We start from the raw sequence: 26695 nt of genomic DNA on the forward strand, positions 1-26695 counted from the left end.
CCCCCCCCGGCCCCGGCGCCCGGGCCCGGTTTGCGGCGCGCCCCGCGGCGCACCAAACCCGGGGGTGGGGGGGGCGGTGCTCAGGGGGGCCTCCGTGACGGAGACCCCGGTCCGGGGCGCCGTGCTGCGGCGTCCCGGGAGGGCGTCAGCCCTGGTGGGGGTAGGTGTAGTCGGTCGGCGGGACCAGCGTCTCCTTGATGGCCCGGGTCAGGGTCCAGCGCTGGAGGTTCTGCGGGGCGCCCGCCTTGTCGTTGGTGCCGGAGGCACGGCCACCGCCGAAGGGCTGCTGGCCGACGACGGCGCCGGTCGACTTGTCGTTGATGTAGAAGTTGCCCGCGGCGTAGCGGAGCTTGTCCATCGTGTAGGCGGCGGCCGCACGGTCGCCCGCGATGACCGAGCCGGTCAGCGCGTAGTCGGAGACCGACTCCATCTGCGCCAGCATCGCGTCGTACTTCTCGTCCTCGTAGACGTGGACCGCGAGGATCGGGCCGAAGTACTCGGTCGTGAAGACCTCGTTCTCCGGGTCGGTGCACTCGATGACGGTCGGGCGGACGAAGTAGCCCACCGAGTCGTCGTAGGTGCCACCGGCGATGACGGTGCACGTCGGGTCGGACTTGGCGCGGTCGATCGCGGCCTTGTTCTTGGCGAACGAGCGGTCGTCGATGACGGCCCCGATGAAGTTGCTCAGGTCGGTGACGTCACCCATCGTGATGGAGTCGACCTCGGCCGCGAACTCCTCCTTGAAGCCGGAGTTCCAGATGGAGGCGGGGACGTACGCCCGCGAGGACGCGGAGCACTTCTGGCCCTGGAACTCGAAGGAGCCACGGGTCAGCGCGGTCTTCAGGATGGCGCGGTCGGCGCTGGGGTGCGCGACGACGAAGTCCTTGCCGCCGGTCTCGCCGACGAGCCGCGGGTAGGTGCGGTAGGTGGCGATGTTGTTGCCGACCGTCTTCCACAGGTGCTGGAAGGTGGGGGTCGAGCCGGTGAAGTGGATGCCGGCCAGGTCGCGGTGGTTCAGCGCCACCTCGGAGACGGCCTTGCCGTCGCCGGTGACCAGGTTGATGACGCCCTTGGGCAGCCCGGCCTCCTCCAGGAGCTGCATCAGCAGCACGGCGGCGTGGGTCTGCGTCGGGGACGGCTTCCACACCACGACGTTGCCCATGAGGGCGGGGGCGGTGGGGAGGTTGCCCGCGATGGCCGTGAAGTTGAACGGCGTGATCGCGTAGACGAAGCCCTCCAGCGGGCGGTGGTCCATGCGGTTCCACACGCCCGGGGAGTTGGCCGGGGGCTGCTCGGCGAGGATCTGGCGCGCGTAGTGCACGTTGAAGCGCCAGAAGTCGATGAGCTCGCAGGGGGTGTCGATCTCGGCCTGCTGGGCGGTCTTGGACTGGCCGAGCATGGTGGAGGCGGCCAGCGTCTCGCGCCAGGGGCCCGAGAGCAGCTCGGCGGCGCGCAGGATGATCGCGGCGCGGTCGTCGAAGGACATCGCGCGCCAGGCCGGAGCGGCGGCGAGGGCCGCGTCGACGGCGTCCTGGGCGTCCTGCTCGGTGGCGCCGGCGAAGGTGCCGATGACGGCCTGGTGGTTGTGCGGCTGTACGACGTTGACCCGCTCGCCGCCGCCCATGCGCTTCTCGCCGCCGATGGTCATCGGCAGGTCGATCGGGTTGTCGGCGAGCTCCTTGAGCTTCACCTCCAGGCGGGCGCGCTCCGGGGAGCCCGGGGCGTAGGAGTGGACCGGCTCGTTGACCGGCGCGGGGACCTGGGTGACGGCGTCCATGAGTGCCTTGTCTCCTTGATGTCGGCGGGGGTGTGGGTCAGCCCGGGGGCTGCTCAGCCCTTGGTGAGGATCGAGCGGCCGAAGAACAGCAGGTTGGCCGGCTTCTCCGCGAGGCGGCGCATGAAGTATCCGTACCAGTCGGTGCCGTACGCCGTGTAGACGCGCATCCGGTGGCCCTCGGACGCGAGCCGGACGTGCTCGTCGCTGCGGATGCCGTACAGCATCTGGAACTCGTACTCGTCCAGTTTGCGCCCGGCCTGGCGGCCCAGCTCCTGGGCGATGGCGATGAGACGGGGATCGTGCGACCCGATCATCGGGTAGCCCGCGCCCTCCATCAGGATGCGGGTGATGCGGACGTACGCCTTGTCGATCTCGGCCTTGTCCTGGTACGCGACGGAGGCGGGCTCCTTGTAGGCGCCCTTCACGATGCGGACACGGCTGCCGGCCTCGGCCAGGCGGCGGGCGTCGTCCTCGGTGCGGAAGAGGTAGGACTGGATGACGCAGCCGGTCTGCGGGAAGTCCTTCCGCAGCTCCTCGTGGATGGCGAACATCGAGTCGAGGGTCGTGTGGTCCTCGGCGTCCAGGGTGACCGTGGTGCCGATGGCGGCCGCCGCCTCGACGACCGGGCGCACGTTGGCGAGGGCCAGCTCGTGGCCGTTCTCCAGCGCCTGGCCGAACATCGACAGCTTCACGGACATCTCGGCGCGCGGGCCCAGGTCCAGGACCTTCAGGCGCTCGACGAGCTCCAGGTAGGCGTCGCGGGCGGCCTCGGCCTGCGCGGGGGTGGTGATGTCCTCGCCGACGACGTCGAGCGTGACCTCCAGGCCCCTGTCCGCGGCGTCCTCGACGATCGGGACGACCTGGTCGACGGTCTCCCCCGCGATGAAGCGGTCGACGACCTGCTTGGTGCCGGGCGCGGCCGAGATGAACCGGCGCATCTTGTCGCTGCGTGATGCGGCGAGAATCACGGGAGCCAGCACGGGGCACCTCCACGAATGTACGGACGAAGGGCCGTAACGGTACGAACGTGAACGGACCGGTACGGCACGGATAACCACTGTGAAATCTAGGCACCCCGTGCGGGCTGTGCCATCGACACCTGTCACGCATCCGTGGCCGCCATCTCAGACATCTGTATGAAGAAGGGCGTGAGGGGGTGCAGAATGGCGGAGTGACAGGCGATTACCAGGAACTGGTCGACGAGATCTCGGCCCTCCTCGACGCCCCGGCCACCCTGGAGAACCGGGACTTCGGTCTGGTCGCCTTCGGAGCCCACGACAGCGACGACGACACCGCGATGGACCCGGTCCGCACCCGCTCGATCCTGACCCGCCGCTCCACCCCCGCCGTCCGCGCCTGGTTCGAGGGGTTCGGCATCACCCGGGCGACCGGGCCCGTCCGGATCCCCGCCGCGCCCGAGGCCGGGGTGTTCCGCGACCGCATCTGCCTTCCGGTACGCCATCGGGGTGTTGTCCTCGGTTACGTCTGGCTGCTCGACGCGGACCCGGGCCCGGCCGAGGAGCAGCTCGCCGCCGCGATGGAGGTCGCCGCGCGGATCGGGGCCCTCCTCTTCGACGAGGCACGGGCGGGCGCGGACCTCTCGCGGGAGTTCGGCGCGGTGCTGACGGCGGGCCCCGGCCGGCAGCACGACACCGCCGTCACCGCGCTCGGCGAGGCCCTGGGCCGGGACGCGGAGGGGCTGCACGCGGTGGTGTGCGTGACCCCGTGGGCGGACGACACTCCGTCGGTACGGGGCGTGGCGTCGGCGGCCGCGCTGGCGACGGTCCCCGTGCCGGGGGCCGCCGGGGACCGGTCGCTGGCCGCGCTCGTCCGGCTGCGCTCGCCGGACCGCCTGGACCCGGCCCTCAGCGCCGCGGACCGGCTGCGCACCGGCGCGGACCCGGCCGCCACCGGGGGGATCGCCACGCCGCGCCGGGGCCTGGACCAGCTGACGGTCTCCTGGCGAGAGGCGGTGGCGGCGGCCCGCGCGGCCCGGGCCGAGACCCGGTTCGCCCCGGTCGCCCGGTGGTCGGAGATCGGCCCGTACCGCCTGCTGACCGCCCTCCCGGGCACCGGCAACGACCCCGGGGATCCGGCGGTCGCCTCGCTGCTGACCCCGCTGCACCGGGAGCTGGCGCACACCGCCGAGGTGTTCCTGGACTGCGCGGGCCAGGCGAGCCGGACGGCCGCGGCGCTGGGCGTCCACCGCCAGACGCTGTACTACCGGCTCTCCCGGATCCAGCAGATCACCGGCCTCGACCTGAACGACGGCGAGGACCGGCTGCTGCTGCACATGGCGGTCAAGCGGGCGCGGCTGTAGCACCGGCGGGCCGCCCGGCCGGGACGACGGTTCAGGCCGTCCTACGCGGGCCGCTGCGGCGGTACCCCTCCCAGATGGGGCCGCCCGCCGCGTCGAGGACCTCCGTGACCAGGGAGGTCAGGCCCTCCGGTGCGCCGCGCAGCGCGGCCCGCGCCGCCTCGTCCAGGCGCGCGGCCAGGTCCGGCTCGACCGGTTCGAGGCGTCGGGCCAGCCACTTGCCGCCGCCGAGCCACGTGCCGTGGGTCAGCAGCGCCAGCTCACCGCTCCGCCGGACGAGTTCGGCCACGACGAACAGCCGCTCCCCCGCGTCCGTGACGGCGCCGAAGTCGTCGAGCAGATCCGTCAGCGCGTACCGGGCGTCTTCGAGCGCCGTGCCGGTGACCGGGGGCGGGCCCTCGGCCGCGAGACGTTTCGCCGTCTCCGCCATCCGTGCCCCCGTCCCGTCCGCGTCGAACAGCAGCGCCCCGTCGGCGCACATCCACAGCAGGGCCGAGTTCCGCTGCGCGATCTCCGGGGTGACGAAGCCGTGCCAGGAGTCCTCGGTGTGCACGAACAACTCCACCGGCCAGTCCCCGTACCGCAGGCTCTCGCGGTACGGGGCGGGCGGGCCGTCGAGCAGGACGACGACGTCCAGGTCGGACCGGGCGGTGCGGCGGCTCGTCAGGACACTGCCGCCGAGAAACGCGGCGCGGGCGTCGGGGTGGCGCTCCAGGACAAGGGCACGGGCAAGATCGAGTACGTCCATGCCCCCACTCTGCCGTGACCCCTCGGACTCCGGGGCACGGCCGCACCCGCCCGGCCGGGTCACTTGCCGAAGCGGCGTTCCCGGTTGGCGTACGAGCGCAGTGCGCGCAGGAAGTCCACGTGCCGGAACGCCGGCCAGTAGCAGTCCACCCAGTGCATCTCGGCGTACGCGGACTGCCAGAGCAGGAAGCCGGAGAGGCGCTGCTCGCCGGAGGTGCGGATGATGAAGTCGGTGTGATCGGCGACGGGTGAGTAGAGGTGCCGGGAGATGTCGTCGATCCCGAACCGGGCGACCAGGTCGGCCGGGTCGCCGCCGGCCGCGATGTGCTCCTCGAAGGCGCTCTTCACCGCGTCGACGATCTCGCGCCGGCCGCCGTAGCCGACCGCCACGTCCACCTTGAGGCCGCCGCGCCCGGTCGTGGCGGCGGTGGCCTCCTTGAGCACCCGGGCGCTGGTGCCGGGCAGCATGTCGAGGGAGCCGATCGCCCGGACCTCCCAGTCCCGGCCCTCGGCGGTGATGTCGCGGACGGTGTCCTCGATGACCTCGATCAGCGGGCCGAGCTCCTCGGCGGGGCGGCCCAGATTGTCGTCGGAGAGCATGAAGAGGGTCACGTGCTCGATCCCGGCGGCCGTGCACCAGCCCAGGAACGTGGTCACCTTGGCGCCGCCCGCCCGGTAGCCCTCCCGGACGTCCGTGTGCCCGGCCTTGCGGGCCCAGCGCCGGTTGCCGTCGACCATGATCCCGACGTGCTGGGGGCGCGGCAGGCCCACCAGGCCGGCGGCGAGCCGGCGCTCGTACACCGCTTCGATCGGCCGCCGGAGGAACAGGGGGAGCAGTTTCATGAACCTTCTCCAGCACGGGACAGCTCACGGGAGCGTTGATGTCGACGGACCTTATCAGCGGCTCCGGCCCGCGCCCGCCGGCATCGGGCGGAGCCGGACGGGCCTCACAACGCCCCGTCGAAGGGGGCCGGTTCGGGGACCGGGCGGTCGCTGACCAGGGCGGCCAGCACGAACGGCGCGTCCCCGTCGCTGTGTCCGACGACCAGGGCGATCCACCGGCCGCCCGGATCGACGGGGCCCCAGACCTCCAGGTCTCCGTACAGGTCTTCGGAGAACAGCGCCTCGAACAGCGGCTCCACCGTCGATCCGCCCTGCCGCCGCATCAACGGCCCGTCCAGCCGCACCGTGCGGTGCGGACCCCAGCGCTCGCCCAACACCCGCGCCAGCTCGGCGAGATGGGCCTCGGCCGCCTCCTCGGCGTCGTTCCACTCGGGGGCGTACACGCCGGTGAGCGGGTCACCCTCCCAGAGCGGCACGATCCGGAAGCCCTCTCCGACGGTGACCGTCCACTCGCCGGTGACCGGGTCGCCCTCTGCGGCAGTGGGGCCGACGGCCGGCACGGGGGCGGCGAGAAGCTCGGTGACCTCCGCCGCCGCGCGCTCCGCGTCGAAGGCCTCGCCCGCCCGGGAGGTCACAGGGCCGCCCGGTCCATCGGGCGGGGCAGCGGAGCCAGCGCCCCCGCCTCGCGCAGCCGCTCGTACACACGCACCACGGTCGCGCTGTCGCCCGGAGCCGCGATACTCAGCAACTCCCCGCCACCGGGCAGGGGTTGGCGGACCGTCTCCAGGTCGTCGGGGATGAGGGCGGCGCGGGCCGGGGAGAGATATCCGGCGCGCCCGACGACGGGGTCGCCGACGGAGTACCCGGCGTCGTCCTCCAGCGCGTCCAGCACGTCGTCGTCGCTCACATCGCCGAAGTCCGGCTCCCACACCCGGGCGACCAGGGTGAGCAGGGCCTCCTCGGGGACCACGGCCTCGTCCGGGGCGTGCAGGATGATCGCCAGCGACTGGAGCAGGAAGTCCGGCGCACCCCCGGCCAGTCCGCTGATCTCCGCCTGCCAGCCGGGCGCCCCGGTGCCGACCAGCCGCAGCCCGGTGCCGGTGATGTCCGACCAGTCGGTCGCGCTCCGGGCCTTGCGGAGCGCGTCGAGCAGGGCGTCCTCGTCGGCCGTGATGGCGGTGGCGGGCCCGTTCCCGTGGACCTGGCTCCAGGCGTCGGCCGCCTGCGGGACCAGCTCGGCGAGCCCGTCGAGGGTCCGCAGCCACCGGTCGGCCACGGTCTCGGCCGGCTCCGGCCGGGGGCCCCAGAAACCCCGCACTACACGTCGCATGCTCGTCTCTCCTCCATCGGCCGGCCCACTGCCCTCGGTCCCTCCGGCCGGACGGCGGCCGGAATCACCCTGCGTTGCAGGCTACTCGGGTCACGGCCTTCCCCACGTGGCGTTCGGTACGCGGCGTTCCCTCCTGGCGCGGCCTACTCGTCGAAGGCCCCCGGCTTCCGCTTGCTGTCGTTGGGCTTCGTCGGGCTGTGCACCACCTTGATCGGCAGTCCGTCCTCACGGAACGCCTTGCGCGCGGCCTTGGCCACGTTCGGGTCGGAGAAGTGCCACTCCACGGTCCGCCCGCCGGACGCCTGCACCTGGGCGCGGGCCTCCTTGATGAACTTGTCCTTGCCGGACTGGTTGAGGGTGCCCTTGTCGGACTTGGACAGATAGCTGTCGTAACCGTTCTTGGCCTCCAGGAACGTCTGCCGGGAGGAGTCCCAGCCGTCGTACTCCACCGCCGGCCTGCCCTCCTCGGGATGCGGTACGACGTACTCCTGGCCCCGCTTGGTGCCGGTCACCTGCTCCTGGTAGCGGAGCCAGGGCTCGTTCCGCTTCCAGTTGGGCGCGGGGTTGCGGTCGCGGCTCGCCCAGTACCCGTCTCCCCCGTCGGCGTCGCCGAGCTTGCGGTCGACGAGGTCCTCGGCCCAGGACGGCGGGGTGTAGTTGCGCGGGTCGGAGGTGTCGTTGCGCTTCGGTTCGGGGTACTGCTTCTTCTCCTCCGCCGCCCTGCGCGCCCGCTCCGGCTCCTCCAGCCGCTTCTGCTCCAGGTGGGCGGCCCGCTCCGCGGCCCTGGCATCCTGGGCCGCCTTCTTGGCCGCCTCGTCGCATCCGTCGTTCGCGAGGACGATCCGGCCAGGGGAGCCGCCCGCCAGCACACCGGTGCCCGGGCCCGGGACACCGGTGGCCCCGCCCCCGCCGTACCGCACCGCCGGCGGGCCCGAGGCGATGACGCAACCGGTACGGCGTGCCGCGTCCTCGGCGGTGTCCGCCGCTTCGTCGGCCTCCTTCGCCGCCTTCCGTACGCCGTCGAGGTCGCCGGCCTGAGCAGCCGCGCGGGCCCGGCGGGCCGCGGCCCCCGCGTCGTCGGCGGCGCGGCCCACGGCTCCGGCGGCCTTGCCCAGCACCCCGAGCTTGCCGGCCTTGCCGACGACCTTCCCGACGTTGTAGCCGGGGATGAAGATCGAGCCGACGTTCCAGATCACATCGGTGACCGCGCGGGTCTTCTCCCCGTTGTTCCAGCGCTCGCGGACCTCGTCCCCGACGAAGACGTCGTCGCCGACCGTGACCACGGTGCCCACGGAGGCCTTGCCCCAGTCCCACACCGCGCCCAGGTAGTCGCCGTCGGCCCATTTGTCGCCCGCGCCCTCGGAGTCCTCGACCCACTGGTCGCCGAGTTGCTTCCCGTAGTCGACGAGGCCCGACCAGGTCTCCGGCTTGAACAGGTCGATGATCCCGGTGATGTCGCCCCAGAGCCCGTCGACCACGAGTCCCTTGAAGACCTGCGTCGTACGGTCCCAGGCGCAGCCGAAGAAGCCCCAGCCGCCGCAGTCCTCCTTCTCCTCGGCCTGCTCGCCGCCGTCCTCGCCCTCGCCGTCGCCTTCGTCGGACGTCGGCTGTACGTCGTAGGCGGCCTCGGGCTCCTCGCTGTCCTCGGGGTAGGTGTCCTCGCCGGTGCCGGGGCGCCCGTTGTCGTCGGGGCCGCCGGTGCCGCCGCTCGTCGTGGTGGAGCCTTCGGATCCGCCGGAGCCCTCGGTGCCGCCCGAGCCTTCCGTACCGCCTGAGCCTTCGGTGCCTGCGGAGCCCTCCGAACCGGCCGAGCCCTCCGTACCTGCGGAGCCCTCGGTGCCGCCCGAGCCTTCCGAACCGCCCGAGCCCTCCGAACCGCCGGTGCCTCCCGTAACGCCCGTGCCACCCGTCGCGTCGCCTCCGGTGGCGCCGCCCGTGGTCGTCGTACCGCCGTCGGCTCCGCCGTCCGCGCCGCCGTCCGTGCTCCCCGACGTACCGCCGTCAGCACCCCCGTCCGCGCCGCCGCCCGGGTCGTCCCCCGCGACGGTGTCGCTGCCTCCGGGCGACACCGGGCACGAGCTGCCCGTCAGCGAGCAGATCGCGGACTGGAGGCCCTCCGTGATCCGGCCGCCGAGGCCGCCCACCGTCAGCGCTCCGATCAGCGCGACGACGATCAGGACCAGGCCCAGGTACTCCAGGGCGCTCTGCCCCCGGTCCCGCCTCCAGGTGATCATGTGCGGGAGCGAGAACTTCGGCGGTTCCCCGCGCTCCCGGGGCGGCAGCAGGAACCACGCGCGGCTCTGCGGACGGCTCAGCAGCACCAGGATCAGGACCGGCAGCACCAGCTGCGTGAACCCGTCCGGCGACCCGTCCGACACGTTGCCGAGGCCGCCGACGATCAGCCAGATCTGGACGGCGACGATCCCCCACAGCACGCGCCTGCCGCCCGTACGCAGATGCCGGGCCAGCAGCGCGCAGAGCACCCCGGGCGCGGAGGCGTACAGCAGGATGCCGAGCACCTCGGCGCCCATCGCGTCCGCGGCGATCGCGGAGCCGGAGAGGCCGATCGCGCCGAGCGCCGTCGCGCCGAGCAGGACAAGGAGAGCCACGCGGACCACGGCGAGCGGGCCCGGGAGGTCACGCCGCGGGGCGGCGGCCGGAGCCGGGCCTCCCGCTACGGGTATGCCACCGACAGCAGACATACGTGAACCGACCCCCGGTGCCCATGAGTGACATGACAACCGGTCACCCTAGGGTCGGTGCCCCTCGCACGTCGTGGGCCCCAGGACCCAACCCCGGGCCCACAGGCGCGGGTTGACCCGCGGACGAAACGCGGGGGGCCGGGGGGGCCCCGGGGGGGGGGGGCGCCGCCCCCCGGGGGGGGGGGGGGGGGGGGGGGGCGCGGGGGGGGGGGCGGCCCGGCGGGGGGCAGCCGGGGTCGTACGGGTGCGTCAGTCGGTGAGGTTCACCGAGCGGGCCGAGGACGCGCCGATCTCCTCGGCGATCTCGGTCAGCACCGGCTGCGGGACCGTCTCGTCGACGGTGAGGACGACGAGTGCCTCGCCGCCCTCGGCGGCCCGCGAGACCTGCATGCCCGCGATGTTCAGCCCGGCCTCGCCGAGGATCTTGCCGACCGCGCCCACCACACCGGGACGGTCCTGGTAGCGCAGGACGACCATGTGGTCGGCGAGCGCCAGGTCGACGTCGTGCTCGCCGATGGCGACGATCTTCTGGAGGTTCTTCGGGCCGGCCAGCGTGCCGGAGACCGCGACCTCCTGGCCGTCGGAGAGGGTGCCGCGCACCGTGACCACATTGCGGTGGTCGGGCGACTCGGAGCTGGTGGTGAGGCGGACCTCGACCCCGCGCTCCTGCGCGAACAGCGGCGCGTTGACGTACGACACGGTCTCGTCGACGACGTCCTCGAAGACGCCCTTGAGCGCGGAGAGCTCCAGCACCTTGACGTCGTGCTGGGTGATCTCGCCGTACACCTCGACGTCGAGCCGGGCCGCGACCTCGCCCGCGAGCGCGGTGAAGATCCGGCCGAGCTTCTCGGCGAGCGGCAGGCCGGGGCGTACGTCCTCGGCGATGACGCCGCCCTGGACGTTGACCGCGTCCGGGACCAGCTCACCGGCGAGGGCGAGGCGCACGGACTTGGCGACCGCGATGCCCGCCTTCTCCTGCGCCTCGTCGGTGGAGGCGCCGAGGTGCGGGGTGCAGACGACCTGGTCGAACTGGAACAGCGGGGAGTCCGTGCAGGGCTCCTTCGCGTAGACGTCCAGGCCGGCGCCGGCGACGCGGCCCTCCTTGAGTGCGGAGTACAGCGCCTCCTCGTCGACGATCCCGCCGCGCGCGGCGTTGACGATGCGGACCGAGGGCTTCACCTTGTGCAGCGCCTCGTCGCCGATGAGACCGAGGGTCTCGGGGGTCTTCGGCAGGTGCACGGTGATGAAGTCGGCGACCTCCAGCAGCTCGTCCAGGCTGAGGAGCTTGACGCCCATCTGCGCGGCGCGGGCCGGCTGGACGTAGGGGTCGTAGGCGACGATCTTCATGCCGAAGGCCGACATGCGCTGGGCGACCAGGACGCCGATGCGGCCGAGGCCGACGACGCCGAGGACCTTCTCGCTGAGCTCGACGCCGGTGTACTTGGAGCGCTTCCACTCACCGTTCTTGAGCGCGGTGTTGGCCTGCGGGATGTTGCGCGCGGTGGCCACCAGCAGACCGCAGGCCAGCTCGGCGGCGGTGACGATGTTGGAGGTCGGGGCGTTGACGACCATCACGCCGGCCTTGGTGGCGGCGGAGACGTCGACGTTGTCCAGGCCGACGCCCGCGCGGGCCACGACCCGGAGCTTCCTGGCGGCGGCGAGGGCCTCGGCGTCGACCTTGGTGGCGGAGCGCACCAGGATCGCGTCGACGTCGGCGATCGCGGGGAGCAGCTCGGCGCGGTCCGCGCCGTTGCAGTGCCGGATCTCGAAATCCGGACCCAGGGCGTCGACCGTGGCGGGCGACAGCTCTTCAGCGATGAGTACGACAGGTTTCGAGCTCACGTGAGTCCTCACAAGTCCAGTGCGGACGGCCGTCCCGCCGGCCGCAGGCGGTGGAGGGGCTAGCCGCGTGGTAGACGCACGACACTGTGGGCCCTGACGCGTGTTTGTGTTGAGAAGTGTAGTCATGCGATGGGCTGTTTACCGCGCCCTCGTGGAAGGATCACCCGCACGAGGGTGGACGTGGTGTACACCCGTACGGAACCGCCCCTGGGGTACTGCGGAGGGGGGGGGGTCCGCCGTGGACCCGCCCCGCTCCCCCGAGGCCTAGGCCTCTTCGTCGTTCACCCAGCTCATGAGCTTGCGCAGCTCACGGCCGGTGGTCTCCAGCAGGTGGTCGCTGTCGGCCTTCTTGTACTCGTTGTACTTGGGCAGACCGTTGTGGTACTCGGCCATCCAGTTCTTGGCGAAGGTGCCGTCCTGGATCTCGGCGAGGACCTTCTTCATCTCGGCCTTGGTGGCGTCGGTGATGATCCGGGGGCCGGTGACGTAGTCGCCCCACTCGGCGGTCTCCGAGATGGACCAGCGCATCTTCTCCAGGCCGCCCTCGTACATGAGGTCGACGATGAGCTTCAGCTCGTGGAGGCACTCGAAGTACGCGATCTCGGGCTGGTAGCCGGCCTCGGTCAGCGTCTCGAAACCGGCCTTGACCAGGGCGGCGGTGCCACCGCAGAGGACGGCCTGCTCACCGAACAGGTCGGTCTCGGTCTCCTCGGTGAAGGTGGTCTTGATGACGCCGGCCCGCGTGCCGCCGATGCCCTTGGCGTACGACAGGGCCAGCTCCAGGCCCTTGCCCGTGGAGTCCTGCTCGACGGCCACGATGCAGGGAACGCCGCGGCCCTCCTCGTACTGGCGGCGGACCAGGTGGCCGGGGCCCTTGGGGGCGACCATGCAGACGTCGACGTTGGCCGGCGGCTTGATGAAGCCGAAGCGGATGTTCAGGCCGTGGCCGAAGAACAGCGCGTCGCCGTCCTTGAGGTTGTCCTTGACGGACTCCTCGTAGACCTGGGCCTGGATCGGGTCCGGGACGAGGATCATGATGACGTCGGCCTCGGCGGCCGCCTCGGAGGGGGTCACCACGCGCAGGCCCTGCTCCTCGGCCTTGGCCTTGGACTTCGAGCCCTCGTGCAGACCGACGCGGACGTCGACGCCGGAGTCACGGAGCGACAGCGCGTGGGCGTGGCCCTGGCTGCCGTAACCGAGAACCGCGACCTTGCGGCCCTGGATGATGGACAGGTCGGCATCGTCGTCGTAGAACAGCTCGGCCACTGGGTCTTCTCCTTGGTGTGCAGGTGTTGCGTCCCACCGTACGGCGGGGTGCGTCGTATGCGTTGTCGGGTCTCGCCATGCGAGCGGGGCCAGGGACTCCGCGGGTCCGCTCAGGCCGAGCGGTCGAGGGCGCGCAGGGACCGGTCGGTGATCGAGCGCGCGCCGCGCCCTATGGCGATGGTGCCGGACTGGACGAGCTCCTTGATGCCGTACTGCTCCAGCATCTTGAGCATCGCCTCCAGCTTGTCGGCCCCTCCGGTCGCCTCGATCGTGACGGCCTCCGGGGAGACGTCGACGGTCTTGGCGCGGAACAGCTGGACGATCTCGACGATCTGGGAGCGGGTCTCGCTGTCGGCGCGCACCTTCACCAGGACGAGCTCCCGCTGGATCGCAGCGGACGGCTCGAGTTCGACGATCTTCAGGACGTTGACCAGCTTGTTGAGCTGCTTGGTCACCTGCTCCAGGGGCAGGCCCTCGACATTCACGACGATGGTGATGCGGGAGATGTCGGGGTGCTCGGTCGTACCGACCGCGAGCGAGTCGATGTTGAAGCCGCGTCGGGAGAACAGGGCGGTGATCCGGGCGAGGACACCGGGCTTGTTCTCGACCAGGACGGAGAGCGTGTGCTTTTCGGACATGGGAGTCGTTCTCTCTCTGTCTCTCAGTCGTCTTCGTTGTCGCCGAAGTCGGGGCGGACGCCGCGCGCGGCCTGGACCTCGTCGTTGGAGGTGCCGGCGGCGACCATCGGCCAGACCATGGCGTCCTCGTGGACGATGAAGTCGATCACGACGGGGCGGTCGTTGATGGAGTTGGCCTCTTCGATGGCCTTGTCCAGGTCGGCCGGGTCCTCGCAGCGGATGGCGTGGCAGCCCATGGCCTCGGACAGCTTGACGAAGTCCGGGACGCGGGTGCCCTTGGCGGCGTTGCCGTCCGTGTCCGCGCCGGAGTGCAGCACGGTGTTGGAGTAGCGCTGGTTGTAGAAGAGGGTCTGCCACTGGCGGACCATCCCGAGGGCGCCGTTGTTGATGACGGCGACCTTGATCGGGATGTTGTTGAGCGCGCAGGTGGTCAGTTCCTGGTTGGTCATCTGGAAGCAGCCGTCGCCGTCGATGGCCCAGACCGTGCGGTCGGGCATGCCGGCCTTGGCGCCCATCGCGGCGGGGACCGCGTACCCCATCGTTCCGGCGCCGCCGCTGTTGAGCCAGGTGGCGGGCTGCTCGTAGTCGATGAAGTGGGAGGCCCACATCTGGTGCTGTCCGACACCGGCCGCGAAGATCGTGCCTTCGGGGGCCAGCTGCCCGATGCGCTGGATGACCTGCTGCGGGGAGAGGCTGCCGTCCTCCGGCAGGTCGTAGCCCAGCGGATAGGTGTCGCGCCAGCGGTTGAGGTCCTTCCACCAGGCGCTGTAGTCGCCGGTGTTGCCCTCGGTGTGCTCGGCCTGGACAGCCTGCACCAGGTCGGCCAGGACCTCGCGGGCGTCACCGACGATCGGCACGTCGGCGGTGCGGTTCTTGCCGATCTCGGCGGGGTCGATGTCGGCGTGGACGATCTTGGCGTACGGGGCGAAGCTGTCCAGCTTGCCGGTGACGCGGTCGTCGAAGCGGGCTCCGAGGGCGACGATCAGGTCGGCCTTCTGCAGCGCGGTGACGGCGGTGACCGCACCGTGCATGCCCGGCATTCCCACGTGCAGCGGGTGGCTGTCGGGGAACGCGCCGAGCGCCATCAGGGTGGTGGTGACGGGCGCTCCGGTCAGCTCCGCGAGGACCTTCAGCTCGGCGGTGGCCCCGGCCTTCAGGACGCCGCCGCCGACGTACAGCACGGGGCGCTTGGACTGGGTGATCAGCTTGGCGGCCTCGCGGATCTGCTTGGCGTGCGGCTTGGTCACCGGGCGGTAGCCGGGCAGGTCCTGGGTGGGCGGCCAGCTGAAGGTGGTCTTCGCCTGGAGGGCGTCCTTGGCGATGTCGACGAGGACCGGTCCGGGGCGGCCGGTGGAGGCGATGTGGAAGGCCTCGGCGATGGTGTGCGGGATGTCCTCGGCCTTGGTGACCAGGAAGTTGTGCTTGGTGATCGGCATCGTGATGCCGCAGATGTCGGCTTCCTGGAAGGCGTCGGTGCCGATGGCCTTGGAGGCGACCTGGCCGGTGATCGCGACGAGCGGCACGGAGTCCATGTGCGCGTCGGCGATCGGGGTGACCAGGTTGGTGGCGCCGGGGCCCGAGGTGGCCATGCAGACGCCGACCTTGCCGGTGGCCTGCGCGTATCCGGTGGCGGCGTGGCCGGCGCCCTGCTCGTGGCGGACCAGGACGTGGCGGACCCGGGTGGAGTCCATCATCGGGTCGTAGGCGGGGAGGATCGCACCGCCGGGAATGCCGAATACCGTGTCGGCGCCGACTTCCTCGAGAGAGCGGATGAGGGACTGCGCGCCCGTGACGTGCTCAACGGTGACGGACGGCTGTCCGCCGGTACGGGCGCGCGGCTGCGGGTGGTGGGCCCCGGTGGCCTGCTCGGTCATCGGCATTCTCTTCTCGAAGCTGAGGGTTTTCGCGGGTGGTTTTTCGCGGGTGTTTTGCAGCGTTTTGAGAGGTGTCAGTGCAACAAAAAACCCCTCGTGCCGTGAGGCAAGCGAGGGGAGCGCGCCGGGTGCGGTCCGCAGAGTGTCGTGGAGTGACTCTGCTTCAGCCGACGCGCTTTCCAAGTACGAGAATTCGGGTGCGCATGGCATTGACCCTCTCTCCAGCACGCATGACGTGTCAAGTGGGTGGGACGGGCGTCTCAGCATGTGATCCGGTGAGCAGCGGGATCGAGCCGCCCGCCAGCACCGGCCGGGGGCTGGGAATGCTCGGTACGGGGAACTCCCCGCGGACCAGGGCGCGTCGCAGCCGGTACTCGTCGAGCGGTCCGGAGAAAGCCATCCCCTGGCCGTGGGTACACCCCATGGCGCGCAGGGCGAGGACCTGCTCGGGGACGTCGACGCCGTCGGCGACGGACTGGAGGCCGAGGTCGCAGGCGATCCGCAGGAGGCCGCTGGTGATCTTGTGCAGTCTGGCCGATTCGACCACCCCCTCCACCAGATTCCGGTCGAGCTTCAGTACGTCGATGGGGAGCCTGCGCAGCGCGTTGATCGCCGCGAAACCGCTGCCGAAGCCGTCGAGCGCGATCCGTACGCCGAGCCGGCGCAGGGCCACCAGGCGCTGCTCCAGGGCGTCGAAGGAGACGCGCGGGTCGCTGTCGGCGACCTCGATCATCAGGGCGCCGGAGGGCAGCCCGTGGCGGGTCAGCAGCGCCTCGATGGAGCCGGGCGGCGGGGCCGCGTCCAGCAGCCGGGCGGCGGAGAGCCGGACGGAGACGGAGACGGGGTGCCCGGCCCTGGCCCGGTCGGCGGCCTGGGCCACGGCCTCCTCCAGGAGCCAGCGGCCGAGCTCGGCGGTGCGGTCGTCGTCGCCGGAGACCCGCAGGAACTCGGCGGGTGTGAACAGGATCCCCTGGGCGGAGCGCCAGCGGGCCTGGGCGGCGACGGCGGCGACGGAGCCGCTGGCGAGGTGGACGACGGGCTGGTGCAGCAGGGCGAACTCGCCGTCGCGCAGGGCCGTGCGCAGCCGGGTGGCCAGCTCGGAGCGGCGTACGACGTCGGCCTGCATCTGCGGGGCGTACAGCTCGACCCGGTCCTTGCCGCCGGCCTTGGCGCGGTACATCGCGAGGTCGGCGTTGCGCATGAGGTCGGTGGGGCTGATGGCGGGCTCGGCGAAGGCCACCCCGATGGAGGCGGCCACCCGGACCTCGCTGGGGCCGATCCGGTAGGGCTGGGAGAGGGTGAGACGGAGCCGGTCGGCGATCTCGTGGACCTGGTACTCGCGGGCGCCCTGGTCGCGGGTGCCGTCGCCCATGATGAGCGCGGCGAACTCGTCGCCGCCGAGCCGGGCGGCGGTGTCGCCGGCCCGGACGGAGTCCTGGAGGCGGCGGCCGGCCTGGATGAGCAGTTCGTCGCCCGCCTGGTGGCCGATGGTGTCGTTGACCTGCTTGAAGCCGTCGAGGTCGATGAAGAGGACGGCGGTGCCGGGGTCGCTCGCCCGCCGGCCGCCGAGGGCCTGGCGGACCCGGGCGGTGAACAGGGCCCGGTTGGGCAGGTCGGTGAGCGGGTCGTGTTCGGCGTTGTGCTGCAACTGGGCCTGGAGCCTGACCCGTTCGGTGACGTCCCGGCTGTTGAGGAGGAGGCCGCCCTGGTGGCGGTTGACGGTGGACTCGACGTTGAGCCAGTCGCCGGTGCCCGAGCGGAAGCGGCATTCGATGCGGGTGGTGGGTTCCTCGTGGGGCGGGGCGGCGAGGAAGCGCCGCACCTCGTGGACGACCCGGCCGCGATCGTCGGGGTGGATGATCGAGGACAGCTCGGCCCCGACGAGCCCCTCCGCCTCACGCCCGTAGACCCCGGCTGCGGCGGGGCTGACGTAGCGCAGGGTGCCGTCGGGTGCGGCGATCATGATGACGTCGCTGGAGCCCTGCACCAGGGAGCGGAAGTGGTTCTCCTTCTGGGCCAGCTCCTGGGTGAGGGAGATGTTGTCGAGCAGCATGATGCCCTGCCGGACGACCAGCGCCAGGACGACGGTGCAGCCGGTGAAGATGACGACCCGGTCCACCCGGCGGCCCTCGACCACGTTGTACAGGATGCCCAGGGTGCAGACGGCGGCGGCGAGATACGGAGTCAGGGCGGCCAGGGAGCCGGCGATCGGGCGGCTGGCGATGGCGCGCGGGGGCCCGGGACGGGTGGCCGGCCGGGCTCCGCGCCGGGCCCCCCAGGGGGCGTAGGCGAGGAGCAGCGACCCGGCGAACCAGCCGGCGTCGAGGAGTTGGCCCGAGTGGTAGGTGGAGCGCAGCAGCGGTGAGGTGAACACCGCGTCGCTCAGCACGGTGAGCGCCAGGGCGGCGATCGCGGTGTTCACCGCGGAGCGGTTCACGCCGGCCCGGCGGAAGTGCAGGGCGAGCACCATCGAGACGAGCACGATGTCGAGCAGCGGATAGGCCAGCGAGAGGGCCGCGGGAGCCACGCTGGTGTCCTGGACGCCCGCCAGATGCGTGGTGTGCGCGAGGGCGAGGCTCCAGGCGAGCGTCAGCAGGGAACCGCCGATCAGCCAGGCGTCCAGCGCCAGGCAGACCCAGCCGGCCCGGGTGACGGGCCGTTTGGCGAGGACGAGCAGCCCGACGATGGCGGGCGGCGCGAAGCAGAGGAAGAAGACGTCGGCGAGGGAGGGCGTGGGCACGGGGACGCCGAGGATCACCTCGTACCACCCCCAGACGGCGTTTCCGCAGGCCGCCATGAGGGAGGAGAGCGAGAACAGCAGCCAGGCGGGGCGGAGCCGACCCGCGCCCGTCCGTGCGTAGAGGAAGCAGGAGACCGCGGCGACCAGTGCCGCGGCGGCGAGACCGAAGTCCCCCATGAAGACGGCGACCTGCGGTGAGCCCCAGCCGAAGGCGGCCCCCACCGAATATCCCGCGCAGACGAGGCCGAGCAGGATGCGGGACCGCATCCCGGTGGAGCCGGACTCGGACCGCGTGGCGAGCAGGGCCCCCAGCGCGCTCACCGGAGGGCTCCCCGCCCCGGGCCCGCCGGGCAGGTGCTTCCCGGCGCCGGGCTCTTCGCGGAGCCCCTCCGGCGTCGCTCGCTCCGCGGCGGCCGGGGCCGCTCCGGCGCTGTCGTTCCGGGGCAGGGATCCGGCCACCGGCGGCCGGTGCGCCCCGTCGGCGCGGACGGCCGCGACCGCCCGCTCGTCCGCGTCGGCTCGTCTCTCCATGGCCAGCACATCGCCCGTCGCCCCCTCGCGTTCCGATGCTCCCCCCGCGCCGTCCCTTTCACGGCGCAGCGCCCCGGATCGGACGATACACCAGATCCGTCACTCAGGGCCATAGCTTCTCTACGCTCCGTGACGAAACACGAGGTGAGCGGCACTGCGTGCATCCGGGCCACCCCGTAGCGTGGCCGCGGCGGCGGGGTCAGCCGGTGGTGGTGACGACGTTGCGCACCGGCTCCCCGGCGGTGAACCGGGTGAGCTGATCGGCCAGCAGCCTCTTGGCCCGCGGTTCGAACGCCGAGGTGCTGCCGCCCACATGAGGCGTGATCAAGACATTCGGAGCATGCCAGAGAGGATGGCCGGCGGGCAGGGGTTCCGGATCGGTCACATCCAGGGCGGCGCGCAGTCGTCCGGATTCCAGTTCGGTCAACAGAGCCTTGGTGTCGACGACTCCGCCGCGGGCGACGTTGACGAGGAGGGCTCCGTCGCGCATCGCGGCGAGGAAGTCGGCGCCCACCAGCCCCTGCGTGGACGGGTTCAGCGGGGTGGACAGGATCACCACGTCGGCCTCGGGCAGCAGGGCGGGCAGATCGTCGAGCGTGTGTACGGGACCGCGTGCGGTGGTCCGTGCGGAGCGCGCGACGCGCACCACCCGCGCGCACTCGAACGGGACGAGCCGGTCCTCGATGGCCGAGCCGATGGATCCGTATCCCACGATGAGGACGGACTTGTCGGCGAGCGCCGGGTAGAAGCCGGACCGCCACTCCTCCTTGTCCTGGCCGTGGACGAACCCGGGGAAGCCGCGCAGGGAGGCCAGGATCAGCGCGAGGGTCAGCTCGGCGGTGGACGCCTCGTGCACCCCCTTGGCGTTGCAGAGCCGCACCCCGGCCGGCAGCAGTCCGAGGCCGGGTTCCACATGGTCGATGCCGGCCGAGAGCGTCTGCACCACCTGGACGGAGCCCATCGAGGCGAGCGGGCGCTGCGCGACCTCAGGGCCCTGCATGTAGGGAACGACGTAATAGGCGCAGTCGGCCGGATCGGCGGGGAAGTCCGGGCCGCCGTTCCAGAACAGGTAGTTGGGCCCTTCCGGGAGTCCGTCGATCTCCTCGGCCGGGAAGGGCAGCCACACGTCGGCAGTCGTCGCAGTCATGGTCAGGAGGCTATGCGACGGGTGTGCGAGTGCTCCAGGACGGCTGCGCGAAGACCCGGGGAGGTCAGAGGTTACTTTTGGGTGCGGTACGGCCCCGTGACCGCACATACGAGGGAGGCTTCGGGGAGTTGGAGTGCAGGACTATCGGGGCGGCGGGGCTTGCCGTGGGTGCGGTCGGTCTCGGCTGCATGCCGATGAGCTGGGGTTACAGCGCGTCGCAGCGGCTCGGCGACCGTTCGGTACGGACGGTGCACGCGGCGCTGGACGCGGGCGTCCGGCTGCTCGACACCGCGGACATGTACGGCCCGTTCACCAATGAGCTGCTGGTGGGGCGGGCGCTGAAGGGCCGCCGCGAGGAGGCGTTCGTCTCGACCAAGTGCGGTCTGCTGGTGGGTGATCAGCACATCGTCGCCAACGGCCGGCCGGGGTACGTGCGGCGGGCCTGCGACGCCTCGCTGCGAAGGCTCCAGACCGATGTGATCGACCTGTACCAGCTGCACCGGGCCGACCCCGAGGTGCCGGTGGAGGAGACCTGGGGCGCGATGGCGGAGCTGGTCACCGTGGGCAAGGTGCGCTCGCTGGGGCTGTGCGCCGTGGGGGCGCGGGCCCCGCGCCGGTCGGGCGAGGGTCCGTTCGAGGGAACGATCCGGCAGTTGGAGCGGATCCAGCAGGTCTTCCCGGTCAGCGCCGTCGAGGCGGAGCTGTCGGTGTGGTCGCGGGAGGCGCTGGCGGAGCTGCTGCCGTGGTGTGTGGCGCGCGGGGTCGGGCTGCTGGCCGCGATGCCGCTGGGCAGCGGTTATCTGACCGGGACGCTGAAGCCGGGGCAGGGGTTCGAGCCGGAGGATCTGCGGGCCAGGCATCCCCGGTTCACGGCCGAGGTGATGGCGGCGAACCAGCCGGTGGTGGCCGGGCTGCGGCGGGTCGCGGAGCGCCGGGGGGCGACCGTGGCGCAGGTGGCGCTGGCGTGGGTGCTGCGCCAGGGTCCGCATGTGGTGCCGGTGCCGGGGGCGAAGCGGGAGCAGTGGGCGGTGGAGAACGCCGGGGCGGCCGGGGTGGTCCTGGACGACCGGGATCTGGCGGAGATCGACGCGCTGCCCGCCGCCCGGGAGTCGTGGGACTGAGCGCCGCGACCCGTACAGCGGGAGAATGGGCGGATCGGGAACTTCTGGACCGGCCGGGACAGTAGGAACAGGTGAGGGTGCAGGAGCGAGTGGTCGGGCAACCGTCGAAAGGATCGGTTCCGTGCGTGGTGCTCTGTTCGGACGTGTGCAGTCCCCGGCCGTGCGCAGGGGGGCGGTGGCCGCGCTGGCGTCGGCCGCCCTGCTGCTGTCCGCCGCGTGTTCCGGCGACGGGGACGGGGACGGTGGTGCGTCCGGGCGGCCCGCCGGTTCCCCGACCGCCTCGGACTCCGCTTCCCCGCCCTCGCCGGGCCGGTCGGCGGATCTGCCGCCCGAGAAGGGCTCGGCGAAGGTCGTCTCGACGCTGACGGAGGACCTGAAGTCGCCGTGGGGTCTGGCCGCGCTGCCGGGCGGCGATCTGCTGGTGTCCTCGCGGGACGAGGGCACGGTCCACCGGATCGACGGTGAGAGCGGGAAGAAGACGCTGCTGGGCTCGGTGCCCGGGGTGTCCCCGGCCGGCGAGGGCGGACTGCTCGGGCTCGCCGTCTCGTCCACGTTCGGCGCGGACCAGCTGGTGTACGCCTACTTCACCACCACGTCCGACAACCGGATCGTCCGGATGAGCTACGACGAGAAGCGCCCGGCGGGACAGCAGCTGGGAGCCCCGGACACGGTGCTGCGCGGTATCCCCAAGGGCAGCATCCACAACGGCGGCCGGATCGCCTTCGGCCCGGACAAGATGCTGTACGCGGGCACGGGCGAGGCGGGCGACACGGAGCTGTCCCAGGACAAGGAGTCGCTGGCGGGCAAGATCCTGCGGATGACCCCCGACGGCGAGCCGGTGCACGGCAATCCGGAGGCGGACTCGGTGGTGTATTCGTACGGCCACCGCAATGTGCAGGGGCTCGCCTGGGACGCGGAGAAGCGGCTGTGGGCCGCCGAGTTCGGGCAGAACACCTGGGACGAGCTGAATCTGATCGAGCCCGGCGGGAACTACGGCTGGCCCGAGGTGGAGGGCGAGGAGGGCGAGGACGGGTTCATCGACCCGGTGGCGCAGTGGAAGACCTCGGAGGCCTCTCCCAGCGGAATCGCGTACGCGGAGGGCTCGATCTGGATGGCCGGGCTGCGCGGTGAGCGGCTGTGGCGGATCCCGCTGTCCGGCGAGGAGGCGGGGGAACCTCTCGCGGACCCCCAGGCGTTCCTCCAGGAGGAGCACGGCCGCCTGCGCACGGTGGTGAGCGCGGGGAGCGACCGCCTGTGGCTGGTCACCAGCAACACGGACGGACGGGGTACGCAGCAGGACGGGGACGACAAGGTCCTCCAGGTCGAGGTGGAGTAGCGGGCCGCCGCCGGGGGCGGTGCCGCCCTACGCCGCCGGGTAGAGCCTCAGGCGGTGGGCGAGGGCGGCTGCCTCGCCGCGGCTGGAGACGCCGAGCTTGGCCAGGATGTTGGAGACGTGGACGCTCGCGGTCTTCGGGGAGATGAACAGCTCCTCGGCGATCCGGCGGTTGGTGTGTCCGGCCGCGACCAGCCGGTGCACGTCCTGCTCGCGCGGGGTCAGCCCGAAGGACGCCACGGCGGCGATGGCGGGGTCCTGCTCCTCGGCCGGTGCGGGCTCGGGGCCGTCACCGGCGGGTGCGTCGGTGAGGACGGCCGGGTGGATCCCGGTGTCGTGGCCGGGTGCCGCACCGTCGCCGTCCAGGGTGATGCGGGCGCGGGCCGCCAGCTGTTCGACCGCCTCGGCGAGCGGGCGGGCACCGAGGTGGCGGGCGGTCTCCAGGGAGCGGTGCAGCAGGGCCGTGGCGGTGGACCGGCCGCCGGGGGCGATGAGCAGGGACTCCGCCCAGCGGCGGTGGATCTGGGCCAGTTGGTACGGGCGGCGCAGCGGGCCGAAGGCCTCGGCGGCGCGGGCCCAGTGGTCGGGGGTGTCCGTGCCTTCCGCACGGGCCAGCTCCGCCTCGATGAAGACGCCGTAGGCCTCCCATACGGGGACGAGCATCGGGAGGCTCTTCACGCACCGGCGGATCAGGGCCAGCAGCTCCGGACGGTCGGGTTCGGCGGCGGGCAGTCCGCGATGGTCCGCCTCGATCATGGCGGCGGTCTGGAGCAGCGGCAGGGCGTAGCGCTGGGTGCCGGGCGGGAAGCCGGTCCTGGCCAGCTCCTCGAACGCGGCCCGTGCCTCGGCGAGCCGGCCCTGGGAGGCGGCCAGCACCATGCTGTGCCGCCCGGGGTCGATCACGTGCTGGTGCTGCGGGTCGCGGTGTCCGAAGTGCCTGCGGACCAGGGCGAGCAGCTCCTCCCCCTCGGCGAGGTCCCCGCGGGCGACGGCCAGTTCGGTACGGCGGAGGGCGGCGAGGCCTTTCGACTTGGGGCCCAGCGCCAGGCGGGCGGCGGACGCGGCGGCGGCCTCGCTCTGGGGCCAGTGCCCGAGGGAGAACAGGGACTGGGACTGGTTGGCGTGCACCCAGGCCCCGGAGTCCGCCAGGCCGTGGCTGTGGCAGATCTCGATGCCGTGGTCGGCGGCGGCAACGGCCTCCAGCGAGCGGCCCATCGCCTCCAGCGAGGAGGGCAGGTTGACGCTGACCCGGCCGAGGAGGTTCATCAGGTGCAGCTTCTCGGCGCGGTCCCGGACGGCGTACATCTCGGCGATGCCGTCCTCGACGCCGCCGGCTTCTGCGGTGAGCAAGCCCCGGGTGAGACGGGCGTGCAGCTCGATGTACTCGTCGCCGACGAGCCGGGCGTACTCCACCGCGCGGTCGCTGTCGGCGAGCGCCTCCGGGCCCGGCTGGTGCAGCGCCTTCCAACTGGCCACGTTGGTCAGGACGTCGGCCTGCACGGGGGACGGCGGCAGTCCGCGCACCCGTTCCTGCGCGGTGGCCAGCTCCTCCCAGCCATCCCCCTTGTCGAGCCCCTGCACCAGTCGGCTGCGCTGCACCAGGAACCAGGCCTCGCGCAGCGGGTCGGCCTCGGACTCCAGGACCCGCATGGCCTTCTTGGAGATGGCCAGGGCGCGTTTGCGGTCGCCGCCGAAGTGGGCGGCGACGGTGGCCTCTGCCATCACGTCCAGATAGCGCAGCGGTGTGTTCTCCGGGTCACGGCCGGAGCCCGGGTAGACCTCCGCGTAGTCGAAGGGGCGCAGGGTGGCGCGCACGGCGTCGGGGACGTCGTCCCAGAGCTCCATCGCCCGCTCCAGGAGCCGTAGTTGCTCGGAGTAGGCGTAGCGGCGGCGGGCCTCGACGGCGGCCCGGAGCACGGCGGGCAGGGCTTTGGCCGCGTCGTGGGCGTAGTACCAGTAGCTGGCGAGTCGGGTGGCCCGTTCGTCGTCGCGGACGAGGGAGGGGTCGGCCTCCAGGGCTTCGGCGTACCGGCGGTTGACACGGGTGCGTTCGCCGGGCAGCAGGTCGTCGCTGACGGCCTCGCGGACCAGGGAGTGCCGGAAGCGGTAGCCGTTCGTGTCGGGCGCGGGTTGCAGCAGGTTGGCGCCGACGGCCGCGCGCAGGGCCTCGTCGAGCTCGTCCTCGCCGAGGCCGGCGACGGCGGCCAGCAGCTCGTGTTCGACGAAGGAGCCGCCCTCGGCGACGATCCGGGCGACCCGCTGGGCGTGCTCGGGAAGCGCCTCCACACGGACGAGCAGGAGGTCGCGGAGCGATTCGGTCAGCCCGGAGCTGTCGCCGCAGCACTCCAGGGAGCGGGCCAGCTCCTCGACGAAGAAGGCGTTGCCGTCCGAGCGGTCGAAGATCTCGTCGACGAGTGCGGCCTCGGGAATCTCGGCGAGGATGCCGGCGAGCTGGCGGCCGACCTCGTCGTGGCTGAACCGGTCGAGTTCGACGCGGGTGACGGTGCGCAGCCGGTCCAGCTCGGCGAGGAGGGGGCGCAGGGGGTGGCGGCGGTGGATGTCGTCGGCGCGGTAGGTGCCGACGACCATCAGGCGGCCGGTGCTCAGGGTGCGGAAGAGATAGGCGAGCAGATGCCGGGTGGAGGCGTCCGCCCAGTGCAGGTCCTCCAGGACGAGGACGACCGCCCGGTCGGCGGAGATCCGCTCCAGCAGGCGGGCGGTGAGTTCGAAGAGGCGGGCGGTGCTGTGCTCGTCGGTGGCGTCCCGGTGGGCCTCGCCCAGCTCGGGCAGCAGCCGGGCCAGCTCGCCCTCCTGGCCGGCGACGGCGGCGGCCATCTCCTCGGGCAGGGCCCGCCGCAGGGCGCGCAAGGCGGTCGGGAAGGGGGCGAACGGCAGCCCGTCGGCCCCGATCTCGACGCAGGACCCGACGGCCACCACGGCGTCGCGCCGCTCGGCCGCCGTGACGAAGTGCTCGACCAGCCGGGTCTTGCCGACGCCCGCCTCGCCGCCGATCAGCAGGGCCTGGGGGTCGCCCGACGCGGCCCGCCCGAGCGCCCCGGTGAGCGAGGCGAGCTCCTCGGCGCGCCCGACGAACACGGGGCTGACTGACCTGGTCTCCACGCCGCCGAGCATCGCATACCCGTACGAGGCGGCGGGCGCCTTTTCGCCAGGGGTGATCATGCTCGCGGGGCTCCCGGAGTGGGTCTGTCCCGATGCGTCCGGTCCCGCCGCGCTCGGTGTCGTCGGCCCTCGTCCCGGTCCCGCGGCGTTCGTTCCGGGCCAGGACATCGTCAGGCGGCCGGGGCGAAGCGGTTGCGGTCCTCCTCCCTCACCTTCCCCCCGGGGTCACCGCGTCCGGCACGGCGGGCGGCCCGGCGGGTGCGCCGGGCCCGGCCGATCTCGCGCTCGGCGTCGGCCCGGCGGATCAGCTCGGCGGAGGTGTAGCGGTAGAGCTCGTACTCGTACATGCGGTGCCCCTGACTCCTGGTCGTGGCAGCGGACCGGAGGGGTGCCCCGGCCGGTCGGCCGGGGCCCTGTGTCCGCTGTGTGTCCACTGTCGTCGGCCAGGAGCGGGCACCGCATCGGTCGAGTTCCGCATCTTCGCGGCGGTGGGGGCCTTAGGCGGGGCCTTGGGCGGCTCACCCCGTGTCCGAGGGGTGAGCGGGGGCCTTAGGGCCGGCCTTAGGGGCCTACGGCTCGGGGTCAGCCGGCGGCCGGGGCGCCCGCGCTGGGCAGGGCGGCGAAGAGGTCGAAGTACATGCCGGCGGAGATCAGCACGCCGAGGACGCCGAGGGCGACACCGGCCAGGGCGACGGCGCGGACCCAGGTGGGCTGCGGCTTCTCGGAGGGGGTGCCGAAGGCCGGGCGGACCAGGACGAAGACGCCGACGAGCAGGGCCAGCACGGCGAAGACGCCGTTGACCAGGGCGGTGGCGTGCCAGGCGTCCCCGTAGATCTCGGAGATCTGCTGGGCCGGGCTGCCGCCGCCGGAGGTCTTGATCTGGCCGATGAGCGTCTCGCGCTCGGCGGCGACCCGGCCCGTCCACGCGCCGGTCAGGGCGACGACGCCGAGGGCGGCGGATACGACGGCCGCCGCGCCCGCGCCGACGCCGTGCCGGGCCGCCACGAAGGGGTCGGACTCCAGGTCCTCGTCCCCGTCCCCGTCCTCGCCGGTCTGCTCGGCGAGGTCGTCGGGGGCCGTCGCGGAGTCGGCGTCGGCGGCGGCCGCCTCGGACGGCGTACCGGTGGTGTCCTTCGCCAGGGCGTCCTTCGCCGGCGCGGACGCGGGCGCGTCATCCGTGACCTCGTCGGTGGCGGCCGTGGTGTCGGCGTCGGTCGTCTTGGAGGGGGTGGTGTTCATGCGCCGCACGCTAGGGGGCCCGGATGAGAACCCTCTTAACGCCGGACCCACGCCGGACCCACGCCCTGTCCCCCACCCTGTCTATTAATCACATATCCGAGCCCCCGAAACAGGCACAAATGAGCGTT

19 protein-coding genes are annotated in these 26695 nt (G+C 72.4%); 3 read left to right on the forward strand and 16 right to left on the reverse strand.

From position 1 onward, the window contains the following. Window positions 1-145: 145 nt before the first annotated feature. Window positions 146-1777, reverse strand: coding sequence for an L-glutamate gamma-semialdehyde dehydrogenase (gene pruA / locus JS521_RS18365; protein ID WP_205084058.1), 1632 nt, complete (start codon window positions 1775-1777; stop codon window positions 146-148). A 53-nt stretch (window positions 1778-1830) separates the two neighbouring features. Further along, window positions 1831-2757, reverse strand: a complete 927-nt coding sequence (locus JS521_RS18370) for a proline dehydrogenase family protein (RefSeq protein ID WP_205084059.1) — start codon at window positions 2755-2757, stop codon at window positions 1831-1833. A 191-nt stretch (window positions 2758-2948) separates the two neighbouring features. Here JS521_RS18370 and JS521_RS18375 point away from each other — a divergent pair, with 191 nt between their 5' ends. Further along, window positions 2949-4097 carry a PucR family transcriptional regulator gene (locus JS521_RS18375; protein ID WP_205084060.1) on the forward strand — a complete coding sequence of 383 codons (1149 nt, stop codon included), beginning with the start codon at window positions 2949-2951 and terminating at the stop codon, window positions 4095-4097. 31 nt (window positions 4098-4128) lie between these two features. Here JS521_RS18375 and JS521_RS18380 read toward each other — a convergent pair whose 3' ends face one another. From JS521_RS18380 to JS521_RS18430, 11 genes are all read right to left on the reverse strand, one after another. Beyond that, the gene (locus JS521_RS18380; protein WP_205084061.1) at window positions 4129-4842 is read right to left on the reverse strand and encodes a nucleotidyltransferase domain-containing protein; all 714 of its coding nucleotides are present in this window, start codon (window positions 4840-4842) and stop codon (window positions 4129-4131) included. Between the two features lie 59 nt (window positions 4843-4901). Beyond that, entirely contained in the window at window positions 4902-5684 is a 783-nt protein-coding gene (locus JS521_RS18385; protein ID WP_205084062.1) for an isoprenyl transferase, read from the reverse strand. Between the two features lie 104 nt (window positions 5685-5788). Next, window positions 5789-6319 (reverse strand): hypothetical protein, encoded by a 531-nt coding sequence (locus tag JS521_RS18390; protein ID WP_205084063.1) that lies wholly within the window; start codon window positions 6317-6319, stop codon window positions 5789-5791. Continuing rightward, complete coding sequence (locus tag JS521_RS18395) at window positions 6316-7014, reverse strand: hypothetical protein (protein ID WP_205084064.1); 699 nt, start codon at window positions 7012-7014, stop codon at window positions 6316-6318. The genes JS521_RS18390 and JS521_RS18395 overlap by 4 nt, the downstream gene beginning before the upstream one ends. A gap of 143 nt (window positions 7015-7157) precedes the next feature. Further along, window positions 7158-9716 carry a Tox-REase-5 domain-containing protein gene (locus JS521_RS18400; protein WP_205084065.1) on the reverse strand — a complete coding sequence of 853 codons (2559 nt, stop codon included), beginning with the start codon at window positions 9714-9716 and terminating at the stop codon, window positions 7158-7160. 249 nt (window positions 9717-9965) lie between these two features. Next, a complete protein-coding gene (gene serA, locus JS521_RS18405; protein WP_205084066.1) occupies window positions 9966-11558 on the reverse strand; it encodes a phosphoglycerate dehydrogenase in 1593 nt (530 codons plus the stop codon). A gap of 264 nt (window positions 11559-11822) precedes the next feature. Then, the gene (ilvC, locus tag JS521_RS18410) at window positions 11823-12824 is read right to left on the reverse strand and encodes a ketol-acid reductoisomerase (RefSeq protein ID WP_030809915.1); all 1002 of its coding nucleotides are present in this window, start codon (window positions 12822-12824) and stop codon (window positions 11823-11825) included. A 110-nt stretch (window positions 12825-12934) separates the two neighbouring features. Continuing rightward, complete coding sequence (gene ilvN, locus JS521_RS18415; protein WP_006127785.1) at window positions 12935-13462, reverse strand: acetolactate synthase small subunit; 528 nt, start codon at window positions 13460-13462, stop codon at window positions 12935-12937. Between the two features lie 23 nt (window positions 13463-13485). Beyond that, window positions 13486-15342, reverse strand: coding sequence for an acetolactate synthase large subunit (locus JS521_RS18420; RefSeq protein ID WP_205084067.1), 1857 nt, complete (start codon window positions 15340-15342; stop codon window positions 13486-13488). Between the two features lie 232 nt (window positions 15343-15574). Continuing rightward, window positions 15575-18397: a putative bifunctional diguanylate cyclase/phosphodiesterase gene (locus JS521_RS18425; RefSeq protein WP_205084073.1), complete on the reverse strand. Its 2823-nt coding sequence runs from the start codon at window positions 18395-18397 to the stop codon at window positions 15575-15577. Window positions 18398-18806: 409 nt separating this feature from the next. Further along, on the reverse strand, window positions 18807-19754 hold the full coding sequence (locus JS521_RS18430) for a 2-hydroxyacid dehydrogenase (protein WP_205084068.1): 948 nt from the start codon (window positions 19752-19754) through the stop codon (window positions 18807-18809). A gap of 164 nt (window positions 19755-19918) precedes the next feature. Between JS521_RS18430 and JS521_RS18435 the strand changes: the two genes are divergently transcribed. Both JS521_RS18435 and JS521_RS18440 read left to right on the forward strand, forming a co-directional pair. After that, complete coding sequence (locus tag JS521_RS18435) at window positions 19919-20875, forward strand: aldo/keto reductase (RefSeq protein WP_097993706.1); 957 nt, start codon at window positions 19919-19921, stop codon at window positions 20873-20875. A 121-nt stretch (window positions 20876-20996) separates the two neighbouring features. After that, on the forward strand, window positions 20997-22211 hold the full coding sequence (locus tag JS521_RS18440; protein ID WP_205084069.1) for a PQQ-dependent sugar dehydrogenase: 1215 nt from the start codon (window positions 20997-20999) through the stop codon (window positions 22209-22211). A 27-nt stretch (window positions 22212-22238) separates the two neighbouring features. Here JS521_RS18440 and JS521_RS18445 read toward each other — a convergent pair whose 3' ends face one another. From JS521_RS18445 to JS521_RS18455, 3 genes are all read right to left on the reverse strand, one after another. After that, on the reverse strand, window positions 22239-25388 hold the full coding sequence (locus JS521_RS18445) for a helix-turn-helix transcriptional regulator (RefSeq protein ID WP_205084070.1): 3150 nt from the start codon (window positions 25386-25388) through the stop codon (window positions 22239-22241). Between the two features lie 110 nt (window positions 25389-25498). Beyond that, window positions 25499-25675, reverse strand: coding sequence for a hypothetical protein (locus tag JS521_RS18450; RefSeq protein ID WP_205084071.1), 177 nt, complete (start codon window positions 25673-25675; stop codon window positions 25499-25501). A 235-nt stretch (window positions 25676-25910) separates the two neighbouring features. Beyond that, a complete protein-coding gene (locus JS521_RS18455) occupies window positions 25911-26567 on the reverse strand; it encodes a hypothetical protein (protein WP_205084072.1) in 657 nt (218 codons plus the stop codon). Window positions 26568-26695: the final 128 nt, after the last annotated feature.

Source organism: Streptomyces durocortorensis (assembly GCF_016901035.1).
In the GTDB taxonomy this organism is placed as follows: Bacteria; Actinomycetota; Actinomycetes; order Streptomycetales; family Streptomycetaceae; genus Streptomyces; species Streptomyces durocortorensis.

Excerpts from the sequence above, each read along its gene's own strand:
- JS521_RS18455 (WP_205084072.1), bottom strand. The coding sequence starts at position 26,567 with ATGAACACCACCCCCTCCAAGACGACCGACGCCGACACCACGGCCGCC.
- JS521_RS18380 (WP_205084061.1), bottom strand. The coding sequence starts at position 4,842 with ATGGACGTACTCGATCTTGCCCGTGCCCTTGTCCTGGAGCGCCACCCC.
- JS521_RS18400 (WP_205084065.1), bottom strand. The coding sequence starts at position 9,716 with ATGTCTGCTGTCGGTGGCATACCCGTAGCGGGAGGCCCGGCTCCGGCC.
- JS521_RS18385 (WP_205084062.1), bottom strand. The coding sequence starts at position 5,684 with ATGAAACTGCTCCCCCTGTTCCTCCGGCGGCCGATCGAAGCGGTGTAC.
- JS521_RS18395 (WP_205084064.1), bottom strand. The coding sequence starts at position 7,014 with ATGCGACGTGTAGTGCGGGGTTTCTGGGGCCCCCGGCCGGAGCCGGCC.
- JS521_RS18445 (WP_205084070.1), bottom strand. The coding sequence starts at position 25,388 with ATGATCACCCCTGGCGAAAAGGCGCCCGCCGCCTCGTACGGGTATGCG.
- ilvN (WP_006127785.1), bottom strand. The coding sequence starts at position 13,462 with ATGTCCGAAAAGCACACGCTCTCCGTCCTGGTCGAGAACAAGCCCGGT.
- JS521_RS18420 (WP_205084067.1), bottom strand. The coding sequence starts at position 15,342 with ATGCCGATGACCGAGCAGGCCACCGGGGCCCACCACCCGCAGCCGCGC.
- JS521_RS18450 (WP_205084071.1), bottom strand. The coding sequence starts at position 25,675 with ATGTACGAGTACGAGCTCTACCGCTACACCTCCGCCGAGCTGATCCGC.
- pruA (WP_205084058.1), bottom strand. The coding sequence starts at position 1,777 with ATGGACGCCGTCACCCAGGTCCCCGCGCCGGTCAACGAGCCGGTCCAC.
- JS521_RS18430 (WP_205084068.1), bottom strand. The coding sequence starts at position 19,754 with ATGACTGCGACGACTGCCGACGTGTGGCTGCCCTTCCCGGCCGAGGAG.